The 12,243-nt window shown below is 44.2% G+C and carries 6 protein-coding genes; 3 read left to right on the top strand and 3 right to left on the bottom strand.

Annotated features, from left to right (window positions below; genetic code table 11):
- Positions 1–71: 71 nt before the first annotated feature.
- Together I8751_RS06025 and I8751_RS06020 are read left to right on the top strand one after the other, a co-directional pair.
- Positions 72–1,331, top strand: coding sequence for an FAD-dependent hydroxylase (locus I8751_RS06025; RefSeq protein ID WP_214438270.1), 1,260 nt, complete (start codon positions 72–74; stop codon positions 1,329–1,331).
- A gap of 112 nt (positions 1,332–1,443) precedes the next feature.
- Positions 1,444–4,431, top strand: coding sequence for a methyl-accepting chemotaxis protein (locus I8751_RS06020; RefSeq protein WP_214438269.1), 2,988 nt, complete (start codon positions 1,444–1,446; stop codon positions 4,429–4,431).
- Positions 4,432–4,604: 173 nt separating this feature from the next.
- On the opposite strand, the gene psaB is transcribed toward I8751_RS06020, so the two are convergent.
- Positions 4,605–6,836: a photosystem I core protein PsaB gene (psaB, locus tag I8751_RS06015; protein ID WP_214438268.1), complete on the bottom strand. Its 2,232-nt coding sequence runs from the start codon at positions 6,834–6,836 to the stop codon at positions 4,605–4,607.
- A 105-nt stretch (positions 6,837–6,941) separates the two neighbouring features.
- Complete coding sequence (gene psaA, locus I8751_RS06010) at positions 6,942–9,200, bottom strand: photosystem I core protein PsaA (RefSeq protein WP_214438267.1); 2,259 nt, start codon at positions 9,198–9,200, stop codon at positions 6,942–6,944.
- Between the two features lie 520 nt (positions 9,201–9,720).
- Here psaA and I8751_RS06005 point away from each other — a divergent pair.
- Entirely contained in the window at positions 9,721–11,292 is a 1,572-nt protein-coding gene (locus I8751_RS06005; protein WP_214438266.1) for a hypothetical protein, read from the top strand.
- A 23-nt stretch (positions 11,293–11,315) separates the two neighbouring features.
- Here the strand turns inward: I8751_RS06005 and glsA are convergent, their stop codons facing one another.
- Positions 11,316–12,227 carry a glutaminase A gene (gene glsA, locus I8751_RS06000; RefSeq protein ID WP_214438296.1) on the bottom strand — a complete coding sequence of 304 codons (912 nt, stop codon included), beginning with the start codon at positions 12,225–12,227 and terminating at the stop codon, positions 11,316–11,318.
- Positions 12,228–12,243 lie beyond the last annotated feature (16 nt).

The raw sequence follows: 12,243 nt of genomic DNA, 5'->3' as shown, positions 1-12,243 counted from the left end.
TTGATTTTACTTGCCCAGAACTAGGCGATCGCGTAACAATAGTAATTAAGATTGCTTAACTTCTCTTAACAATGGCGACGCAGCTTACTCAAACTTCTTCCCCTCAGCAATTCTCCACAGACATACGGGGATACGACTATGATTTGGTAATTGTAGGCGGTGGAATTATTGGTTTAACCCTAGCCTCTGCCTTAAAAGATTCTGGCTTGAATGTTTTGCTAGTTGAGGCAAAAGTAGCATCAGCAGCAGTAGCTAAAGGCCAAGCCTACGCAATACACATGCTTTCGGCACTGATTTATAAAGGAATTGGTGTTTGGGACGAAATATTACCTCAAATTGCTAAATATCGGCAAGTTCGCCTTTCTGATGCCAATTATCCCAATGTGGTGACATTTGAAACTAGTGATATCGGTACGCCAGAGTTGGGTTATGTGGCAGAACATCAAGCGCTATTACAGCCATTGCAAGAGTTTGTGCAAAATTGTTCCAATGTAACTTATCTGTGTCCGGCTGAGGTGGTAAATACAAAATATCAGCAAGACATTGTAACCATAGATATCAAAATTGCCGACCAAATACAGACAGTACGTAGTAAGCTATTAGTAGCTGCTGATGGAGTGAGATCGCCTATTCGTCAGGCGGCTGGCATCAAAACTTCGGGCTGGAAATATTGGCAGTCTTGTATTGTTGCCTTTGTTAAACCAGAAAAATCTCATAACGATACCGCCTACGAAAGATTTTGGACTAGCGGGCCGTTTGCAATTTTACCTTTGCCTGGGAACCGTTGCCGGATTGTGTGGACAGCCCCTCACGAAGAAGCCAAAGCCTTGTGTGCCTTAGATGACCAGCAATTTTTGGCAGAACTCAGCCGGCGCTATGGTAATCAAATGGGCAAGTTGGAATTACTGGGCGATCGCTTTATTTTTCCGGTACAACTCATGCAAAGCGATCGCTATGTCCTGCCGCGATTAGCATTAATTGGTGATGCAGCACACAATTGCCACCCTGTTGGTGGACAAGGTTTAAATCTGGGGATTCGGGATGCTGCTGCTCTAGCGCAAGTTATTCAAGCAGCACACAAAGCTGGTAAAGATATTGGCAATGTTAAGATACTGAAGCGCTATGAACGTTGGCGGCAGTGGGAAAATTTAACAATTTTAGGGTTTACAGATTTATTAGATCGGATATTCTCTAACAACTTCTTACCCTTGGTAGTAGTTCGTCGTATAGGTTTATGGGTGATGCAGCGAGTACCTATACTGAAAGTGTTTACGCTCAAATTAATGATTGGGTTGAAAGGGCGGACTCCAGAATTAGCAAAATATTTATAGTTTTTGGCGCTGAATTATATATAGATATCTTGCTTCTCTACTTCATCACCAATTTGCAAAATGTACTAGTCAAATCTAGCTGTGCCAATTTAATCTTGGCGAGGTTTTATTCATGACTCAGCCTTCCTTTGATAAATCCAATGGTAATAGCGCCAACAATGGCTCTATTGAACACCTAGATAAAACTGCGGTTAGTAATTCCCAGACTAGTATTGATAGACGGGTGACAAATTTAAAAAATTACTCAAATCCTTCAGAGTCTAGCCTGCATCAGCAACAAGGGCAGCAACGATGGAACTTAAAGTCTAAAGCAACTGCTTGGGCGATCGCCTTGACTATGTTTCCAGTGCTAACAGTTGGTATAAGTAGCTACTTTAGCAGTCAATCTGTTATTCAGCAAATTACCCCAGACCAAAAAGCAAGTACCGCAATTGAAGAGGCGCTTCAAAAACACAGGTCATTTTTGTTACTGGAGACAGGGGCGATCGCTCTAGTAGCAGGAGTGATCGCGGCTTTTGTTGCCAATCGTGCCACGCGTCCTGTATTGTCTGCTGCCAATATTTCTACCGCTTTAGTAAATAGGTTACGTCTAGAGCAAGTCAGGACGCGAGCTCGCGTTGCTGGCAAAGATGAATTAACCGCTTTAAAAGCAAACATTAACCTCCTGCAAGAGCAGTTACCAGAGTTGCTTTGGAAACAAGAATCTGAAGCCGAGCGCTCTCAGGTATTAATGAATATTACTCGTCGCATTCGGGAAGCACTTTCGCAAGAAGATGTCCTGAAAACCGCCGTTGCAGAAGTTCGCAAAGCTTTGAGAATAGACCGCGTAGTTATTTTTCGCTTTGACTCTAGTGGAAATGGAACGTTTGTTGAAGAAGCAGTTGCACCCGGTTTGCCGAAAACCTTGTGGGCGACCGTTTCAGATCCCTGTTTTGAAGAAGGATATGTTGAAAAATACCGTCAGGGTCGCATCCTAGCGATTGATGATATTTATCAAGCCAACCTTAACGATTGTCATATCGGTTTATTAGAGCGATTTGCAGTCAAAGCAAATTTAATTGCACCTGTTATCAAAGATAACCAACTATTTAGTTTGTTAATTGGACATCAGTGTTCCGCACCCCGCTTTTGGCAACAATCTGAGATTGATTTGTTCGCCCAAATCGCCACACAAGTAGGATTTGCCCTCGACCATGCCAGACTTGTAGAACAAATGGATACTAGGGCTGACCAAGCCCAATTAATAATAGATCTTACCCGTCAGATTCGGCGATCGCTCAACGAAGAAGATGTCCTCAAAACCACCGTTGACGAAATTCGCAAAACCCTAAGTGCTGATAGAGTAATGATTTATAGCTTTGATGCCAATTGGTATGGTACAGTAATTGCCGAAGCAGTCCTTCCTGGTTTTCCTAAAGCATTACGAGCCAACATCAAAGATCCTTGTTTTGCTGAAGGCTATGTTGAACAATATCAAGCAGGGCGAGTTCAAGCTGTCAACAATATTTATGAAGCGGGATTAAGTGCTTGTCATCTTAGTCAACTCGAACCCTTTGCAGTCAAGGCGAATTTGGTTGCACCCATTCTTAAAGATGATCAATTATTTGGCTTATTGATTGCTCATCAGTGCGCTAAATCTAGAGAGTGGCAGCAGTCTGAGATTAATTTGCTTGCTCAGTTAGCTATGCAGGTAGGATTTGCTCTCGACCATGCCAGATTGCTCCAGCGCATTGATACTGAAGGGATACGCACCCATTTACTAGGAGATATTACCCGCCAGATTAGGCGATCGCTCAACGAAGCAGATGTCCTCAAAACCACCGTTGACGAAATTCGCAAAGCTCTAAGTACTGACAGAGTAATGGTTTATAGCTTTGATAGCAATTGGTATGGCACTGTAATTGCCGAAGCAGTGCTTCCTGGCTTTCCTAAAGCATTACGAGCCAACATCAAAGATCCTTGTTTTGCCGAAGGCTATGTGGAACAATATCAAGCAGGGCGAGTTCAAGCTGTCAACAATATTTATGAAGCGGGATTGAGTGCTTGTCATATCAGTCAACTGGAACCTTTTGCAGTCAAGGCGAATCTGGTTGCACCCATTCTCAAAGACGAAAAATTGTTTGGCTTATTGATTGCCCATCAGTGCGCTGCGCCTAGAGAGTGGCAGCAATCTGAGATTGATTTGCTTGCTCAGTTAGCTATGCAGGTAGGATTTGCTCTCGACCATGCTAGGCTCCTAGACCAAGTAGAACAGGCATATACTTCTGTGGAATCTGCCTTTCACAAACAGCATCAAAACAATGCAGTATTTCAACATCAAATATCAGAACTACTGAGAAATAGCGAAGCTATTGTTGAAACTCTATCTTCTCAGACACTCAACCAGATGGAGTTTGTAACATTTGCCTACAACCAAATTCAAGAATTGGCTAATTTAACTGGGCAAATGCTCCTTTGCATCCAACAAACAGAAAACCAAGGGCAGCAGTTCAGTCATGCAATTCAAGATGGGCAAGAAGACATGTATCAAATTGCAGATAACATTTCTGCGATTCAAGTCACAGTTATGGAAGCTGCCACCAAAGTTAAGTGCTTAGAACAGCCTGCCCATAAGCTTGATCAAGAAGTAACCGTCATCAGTCAGGCTGTAGCACAAATCAAGTTTCATGCTATGAAAATCGCCCTAGAAGCTACTCGTACTGGCGAAGCAAGTCAAGAATTTGCAGCGGAAAAAATTCTGGCTTTGGGGGAACAATTGGATACTGACATTACCAAAATCAAATCCCTGGTTGGAGAAATTCGCACAACAGATAACCAAGTAATAACGTTAATAGAGACTGCACAAGCACAGGCGATCGCAGGAACTCAAAAAGTAGAAGCAGCTCAAGAAAAACTCAATCAAATTAACTCTATCAGCGCCCAATTCAACGCACTGATTGAAGAATTAACCCAAACCGCTGCTAACCAAGACCTAACATCAATAGCTGCTAACCAATCTATTTTAGAAGTTGCAACTATTGCTAATCAGACATCAGAACAAGCTGTAGCGGTAGCTCAGTCATTAGCTAAATTGACATCAATTGTCCAAGAAGATAAGTAATTTTACGAATAGACTATACACTATCAACTTATTCATAGTGAATTTATGATCACTGTGACACTGGCTGCTGGGCTTTGTATCTTTTTCAGGCACAACAACTATTTATCTTAAGTAAAAAATCCCCTACCTTGCGGCAGGGGATTTTTTACTTACCTACAAAACTAGCAGCCGAATTAACCGAATTTACCAGCAGTGGAGGCAATCAAGAATGCTGCGTAGGTAAGGACATAGCCAACGGTGAAGTGGGCTAGACCAACCAAACGACCTTGAACGATAGACATAGCAACGGGCTTATCTTTCCAGCGAACTAGGTTAGCTAGAGGGGTACGCTCGTGTGCCCAAACAAGGGTTTCAATCAACTCTTGCCAATAACCTCTCCAGGAGATGAGGAACATGAAACCAGTTGCCCAAACTAGGTGTCCAAATAGGAACATCCAAGCCCAAACAGACAGGTTATTCACGCCGTAGGGATTGTATCCGTTAATTAACTGAGCAGAGTTAGCCCAGAGATAGTCACGGAACCAACCCATGAGATATGTCGAGTTTTCGTTGAACTGAGCAACGTTACCTTGCCAAACACCTAGATGCTTCCAATGCCAGTAGAAAGTTACCCAACCAATGGTATTGAGCATCCAGAACATCGCGAGGTAGAAAGAGTCCCAAGCGGAGATATCGCAAGTACCGCCACGACCAGGGCCGTCACAAGGGAAGGCATAGCCGAAGTCCTTTTTATCGGGCATCAGCTTAGAACCACGGGCATCCAAAGCACCTTTAACAAGTACTAAGGTGGTGGTGTGAATAGCCAAAGCGAATGCGTGGTGTACCAGGAAGTCGCCAGGGCCAATTGTTAAGAAAAGAGAGTTGGTGCTGTTGTTGATGGCATCCAACCAACCACCTAACCAAACGTTACCGTAGTTAGGATAGGCTGTGTAAGCAACGCTATCAGGGTTAGACAGTAAGGTGTTTAAACCGTACAGTACTTTACCGTGAGAAGCTTGAATGAACTGAGCAAACACAGGTTCAATCAAGATTTGCTTTTCAGGTGTACCGAAAGCAACTACTACATCGTTGTGTACGTACAAGCCCAAGGTATGGAAACCTAAGAATAGCGATACCCAGCTGAGGTGAGAGATAATCGCTTCTTTATGCTTCAGTACACGGTCAAGTACGTTGCCCTTGTTTTGTTCGGGGTCGTAGTCACGTACCCAGAAGATGGCGGCGTGGGCAAAAGCACCAACCATCAAGAAACCAGCAATGTACTGGTGGTGAGTGTACAGCGATGCCTGAGTTGTGTAGTCCTTCGCAATAAATGCGTAGGGAGGCAAAGAGTACATGTGCTGCGCCACCAAAGAAGTGATGGTTCCCAGTGCCGCTAAAGCTAGGGACAGCTGGAAGTGCAGCGAATTGTTGATGGTGTCGTAAAGACCTTGGTGAGGCAGGTTGAATTGACCTTCGCTCTTGCTACCGGGTACTAAACCAGATTTGGAGTTCAGCATTTCTTTGATGCTGTGACCAATTCCAAAGTTAGTACGATACATGTGACCGGCAACGATAAAGATCACTGCGATCGCCAAGTGGTGGTGAGCCATATCAGTCAGCCACAGAGATTCTGTCTGAGGATGGAAACCACCCAAGAAAGTCAGAATCGCCGTACCTGCACCTTGAGATGTACTAAATACATGACCAGCGGTATCTGGGTTTTGGGCGTAAACGCCCCAGTTACCTGTAAAGAAGGGTGTTAAGCCTGCTGGATGGGGCGCAGTGGTTAAGAAGTTATCCCAACCTACGTGCTGTCCGCGAGATTCGGGGATAGCAACGTGAATCAAGTGACCAGCCCAAGCCAAAGAACTGACACCAAACAAACCAGCCAAGTGGTGGTTGAGGCGGGGTTCAGCACTCTTGAACCAAGAGAGGCTAGGACGGAACTTGGGCTGCAAGTGCAACCAACCAGCAAACAAGAACAATGCTGCCAACAATAGGAGGAACACTGAACCTGTATACAGTTCACCGTTCGTCCGCATACCGATGGTGTACCACCAGTGGTAAACACCAGAATAAGCAATGTTTACAGGATTACTAGCGCCAGCTTGGGTAAAAGCTTCAATAGCAGGTTTACCGAAGTGGGGATCCCAAATCGCATGGGCGATTGGACGGACATGAAGGGGATCTTTAATCCACTGTTCAAAGTTACCTTGCCAGGCTACGTGGAACAGGAGGCTGGAAGCCCACAGGAAAATGATTGCCAAATGACCGAAGTGAGTGGCGAAAATCTTTTGGTAAAGATTTTCTTCTGTCATGCCATCGTGGCTTTCAAAGTCGTTGCCTGTGGCGATCCCATACCATATCCGACGCGTAGTCGGGTCCTGTGCGAGATCCTGGCTAAATTTTGGAAATTTTGTTGCCATAGGTTTGATAAATCCTCTGACCTTTAGCCATCAGGTATCAGTTCGATCTTGGATTCCGGATTTTAGATTATATCTAAAATTCGGAATCCAAAATTTTGCTGATTGCTACCCTACTGAAAGGATGTGTGCGTGGAAGAATGCCCAGGTAGTAGCAATTCCTCCGAGGAGGTAGTGAGCTACACCGACAGCTCGACCCTGAATGATACTCAGAGCGCGAGGTTGAATTGCTGGTGCTACTTTCAGTTTATTATGTGCCCAAACAATAGACTCAATTAGTTCTTGCCAGTAGCCGCGACCACTAAACAGGAACATTAAGCTGAAAGCCCAGACAAAGTGAGCGCCTAAGAACATTAATCCATAGGCAGATAGCGCGCTGCCGTATGAATTGATTACTTGTGAAGCTTGTGCCCACAAGAAGTCACGCAACCAGCCGTTGATAGTGATGGCACTTTGGGCAAAGTTACCACCAGTAATGTGAGACACATTACCAGCTGCGTCTACGGTTCCCCAAACGTCTGACTGCATTTTCCAACTGAAGTGGAAAATTACAATCGATATGGAGTTGTACATCCAGAACAATCCGAGGAATACGTGATCCCAACCAGATACTTGACAAGTACCGCCACGACCAGGGCCGTCGCAAGGGAAGCGGAAGCCTAAGTTTGCTTTGTCTGGAATCAGACGAGAACTGCGGGCAAACAAGACACCTTTGAGCAAGATCAGAACGGTGACGTGAATGGTGAAGGCGTGGATGTGGTGGATTAGGAAATCCGCTGTACCCAAAGCAATGGGCATCATCGCCACTTTACCGCCTACAGCCAAAATACCGCCGCCGAAAGCATAGCTGACTGGCTCTAAAGCATTAGGAGCAGTGCCACCAGGAGCTAGGGTATGCAAGTTTTGCACCCACTGAGCGAATACTGGTTGCAACTGAATTGCTGTGTCGGAGAACATGTCTTGGGGACGGCCCAAGGCACGCATTGTGTCGTTGTGGATGTACAGTCCGAAGCTATGGAAGCCGAGGAAAATACACACCCAGTTGAGGTGAGAGATGATAGCATCCCGGTGACGAATCACCCGATCCAGTACGTTGTTTTGGTTAACAACTGGATCGTAATCCCGAACCATAAAGATGGCAGCGTGAGCAGCCCCACCAACGATCAGGAAACCACCGATCCACATGTGGTGAGTGAAGATACACAGCTGCGTAGCGTAATCCGTTGCCAAATATGGATAAGGGGGCATCGCGTACATGTGATGCGCGATGATGATTGTCAGGGAACCTAAGAAGGCAAGGTTAGTTGCCAACTGAGCGTGCCAGGAAGTGGTCATGTTTTCGTAAAGACCCTTGTGACCTTCCCCGGTGAAGGGGCCTTTGTGGTTTTCTAGGATCTCTTTGATGCTATGACCAATACCCCAGTTGGTACGGTACATGTGACCAGCAATGATGAACAGTACCGCGATCGCCAAGTGGTGATGGGAAATATCTGTCATCCACAAGCCACCTGTTACTGGGTTTAGACCACCCTTGAAGGTAAGGATGTCAGCGTACTGACCCCAATTCAAAGTGAAGAAAGGTGCTAAACCAGCAGCAAAACCAGGATACAGCTCCGTTAACAAGTCTTTGTTCAGGATGAACTCGTGGGGCAAGGGTATGTCTTTAAGGGCAACACCTGCATCCAAAAGCTTGTTAGTCGGTGCGGACACATGAATTAAGTGCCCAGCCCAACCCAAGGAACCACAACCTAACAGCACTTGTAAGTGGTGATTTAGCATCGACTCCACGTTCTGGAACCATTCCAGCTTAGGAGCGCGCTTGTGGTAGTGGAACCAACCAGCAAATAGGAACAAGGCTGCTAATACCAAGCCACCGATAGCGGTGCAGTAAAGCTGGAATGAGTTGGTAATACCCCAGCCGCGCCATACCTGGAACAAACCGGAGGTGATTTGAATGCCGTGGAAGCCGCCACCGACATCACCATTTAAAATGTCTTGACCAACAATAGGCCAAACAACCTGAGCGCTGGGTCGAACGTTCAAGGGATCGGTCAACCAGGCTTCGTAGTTAGAAAACTTCGCGCCGTGGAAAATCATCCCGCTCAACCAAATAGTCACTATAGCCAAGTGACCAAAGTGGGCTGCAAATATCTTGCGGGAGATGTCTTCTAAATCGCTTGTATGTGTATCAAAATCGTGGGCGAGTGCGTGCAGGTTCCAAATCCAGGTGGTGGTTTTGGGACCTCTAGCCAAAGATCTGTCGAAATGCCCTGGTTGTGACCACTTCTCAAAGGAAGTGGGAACCGGATCTTTATCAACGATGACTCTGGCCTTTTTTTCCTCTCGCTCCGGAGGACTGATTGTCATTCGACCTCCTCTCTTGATCAGGAATGAGGAATCATGAATACCACAACGTGAATTTTAGCCGTCTCCTCCAGAAAATTTCTAGAGCAGCGAATAAGACCCTATGTGGAGAGTTGTTTCTCGTTGAATTATAGAGTCTTAACTTGTACTTTGTTAGACACATTTTAACAATAATTCAAAATCCCTGAAATTATTGTCTGATCGGCTTTCTAACTTTAAACTCCTGTTCAAAAAGTCAATAGTTTATTCATATATTTTACAAAGGATAACAATTCGTAAAATTTATAGTTTAAATTCGATGTATAAAAAGTTTTAGCTTTTGTTACCCTTACTGCTCAAATGTTTTGAACTTTATTACAACATTGGTTGGTAAGAATTGTAAAAAGTATTACTATTTTCGTAATAACCCTGATATGCAACAAGCAAAACCCAGAAGATTTCACCTTTTGGTCTATGGTGTCCAATAGACAGTTTAAGCAAAAATAATCTGTCAGTTTTTGAAGACTATAACTGGGTGCAAGGCATGAATTCTTGGCAGAAGACAGTTTTAGATAAGCTCTTCTTTAGGGGTTTCACTATTTTTAGGTGGCTAATTACACTAGTCCTAATATTGAGTTTGAGCAGTTGTGGTAAAAAGGCTGTAAGCCAAGAAGTATCCCTTGGCTACGGAGAAAAATCTCCACAGAATTCCCAAATTTCTCAGCAATTCTCCGAAGTTTCTCCGCCCGATGTCCTTCAAGAATTGCGCTCAACCTTGGAAGCGTATCGACCACAAGTCACAATAGTTACACCTAAAGCTGATGAAGTTATTCCGGAAAATACAGTTACAGTCAGCTTTCAGGTTAAAGACCTACCTATATTTAAAGACCCCCAATGGGAGTTAGGCCCCCATCTCCATGTAATTCTTGACAACCAACCTTATATAGCTGTTTACGATTTAAATCAGCCCTTGGTTTTGCCAGACTTATCTCCAGGTACTCATACACTGCGGGTTTTTGCCTCTCGTCCTTGGCATGAAAGCTTTAAAAATGAAGGCGCTTATGCTCAGACAACATTTCATATTGTCACCAAAACCGATGATAATAATCCTGATCCCACCCTGCCCGTATTGACCTACAGCCGTCCTAAAGGCGACTACGGTGCAGAACCTATTCTGTTGGACTTTTATTTAACGAATGCTCCCTTGCGCCTTGTCGCTAAAGATAACTTCAATGACCAAATTGGCGATTGGCGCATTCGCTGCACGATTAATGGTGAAAGCTTCATTCTTGATCGCTGGCAAGCAGTACATCTTAAAGGCTTTAAGCCTGGTAAAAACTGGGTAAAGCTAGAATTTCTCGATAATCAAGGAAATCCTCTCAAAAATGCCTTTAACACGACAGTCAGACTAATCAATTACCAGCCAAAGGGCAAAGATACTCTGTCGAGAATTATCAGAGGAGAATTGCAAGCTGATCAAGTACGTGGCATTGTAGAGCAAAATTACACTCAAGAAATACCAGTACCTGCTGTTGAAAAAACACCAGAACCACAGCCCATTCCTGAAACAGAAGTTCCAGAAATAACTCCAACACAGCCAGAGGTAATACCTACACCAGAAGCCACTGAATTACCACAAAAAGTAGCTCCCAAAGCAGAAAAATCAAGATTTGGCGGATTTTTTAATCGCCCCCGCCCTATCACTCAACCATCTCCCAGTGTGACTCCTACTCCCTCAGAAATTTTGGAGTCACCTGCACCAGAACCACAGCCCGAAGTTACGCCTACTCCTGAAACTCCTGAAGTTCCTGAACCAGCAAAACCAAAATCTGACGAATTTTTCAATAGTCGTCCTCGTCCTAACGTTCAACCATCTCCTAACTTACCTCCGACATTACCTGAGATTATTGAGCCTGCTGTTCCAGAACCAACTTTACAATTCCCAGAAACTACAACAGAACCTCAGCCGGAAATAACGCCCGCACCTGAAAGTACCGAAGTTCCTGAAAAACAAGTAACTCAACCTCAAACCTCAAGATTTAGCAAATATTTTCAGCGTCGCCCCAATCCGACAGCTTCACCTGTACCAGAAACAACATCTATACCAGAACAATAAATTGACAGTTTGATTTGATATCTTTAACCGAAGATACTTAAATTTAATTGTTTCGATAAAGCTTTAACAAAAGCGATCGCAGCTACGGGATTACCTATACTATCTAAGGCAGGACTATAGCAAGCGATCGCTCCTTCATTTGGTACTATTGCCAAAAGTCCACCACTAATCCCAGATTTCATCGGTAAACCAATTTTAACTGCGAATTTGGCAGAAGCTTCGTACAGTCCACAAGTTAACATCACAGCATTGACAATTTGACGGTTTTGTGTAGATAAATAACCGTTTTTAAAAGCTAAGAGTTTCCCAAGCAAAGCTAAATCTTCAATTCGCCCAGAGAGACAGCATATCTGCTCATAAGTGTCAAGGGCTATTTCCAGATTTTCTAGATGTCCTGTTTCAGTAAGATGATTAGCGATCGCTTGGTTAGCGGTTGCACGAGATATACGTACCGAAGCCAGCATGACTTCATCTAAAAATAACTGGCAACCTGCTAATTGGTTCAACCATTGACATAAATTATGGGTGCGCTTACAGGCAGTTTTTCCTGGTAATTTATCAGCAATGGTAATTGCCCCACTATTAATCATGGGATTGCGGGGATATCCGCGATCGGCAATCAATTGATCTAAAGAATTGAAAGCAGCCTCCGACGGTTCAACACCAACCCACTGCAAAACTGTTTCTAATCCCAGGTGTTCTAGCAGATAAAGAAAAGAAAACGGTTTAATTACACTCATCAGAGGAAACACACAAGCTGTATCTCCCTGATGAATGTGATTAGATGTATGGCAGATGTTAACTGCAAACCAACGGGGATTAGCTAAAGCCAATTGCGGAATGCGATCGGCAACTTGACCTTGTTTAGTTTGATTTATAGCTTGTTGTATCCAAGTTGATAACTCAGTATTAGTTAGTCTTGCAAGTTTTTTCAACATCTTAAACTGTAGT

Origin of the sequence: Atlanticothrix silvestris CENA357, assembly GCF_016056295.1 — a bacterium.
Taxonomy (GTDB): Bacteria; Cyanobacteriota; Cyanobacteriia; order Cyanobacteriales; family Nostocaceae; genus Atlanticothrix; species Atlanticothrix silvestris.
Note: the sequence above shows the minus strand (reverse complement) of the source record. Positions and strands in the feature narration are given on the sequence as shown.

Coding starts and splice junctions, on each gene's coding strand:
- I8751_RS06025 (WP_214438270.1), top strand. CDS start 72: ATGGCGACGCAGCTTACTCAAACTTCTTCCCCTCAGCAATTCTCCACA.
- I8751_RS06020 (WP_214438269.1), top strand. CDS start 1,444: ATGACTCAGCCTTCCTTTGATAAATCCAATGGTAATAGCGCCAACAAT.
- psaB (WP_214438268.1), bottom strand. CDS start 6,836: ATGGCAACAAAATTTCCAAAATTTAGCCAGGATCTCGCACAGGACCCG.
- psaA (WP_214438267.1), bottom strand. CDS start 9,200: ATGACAATCAGTCCTCCGGAGCGAGAGGAAAAAAAGGCCAGAGTCATC.
- I8751_RS06005 (WP_214438266.1), top strand. CDS start 9,721: ATGAATTCTTGGCAGAAGACAGTTTTAGATAAGCTCTTCTTTAGGGGT.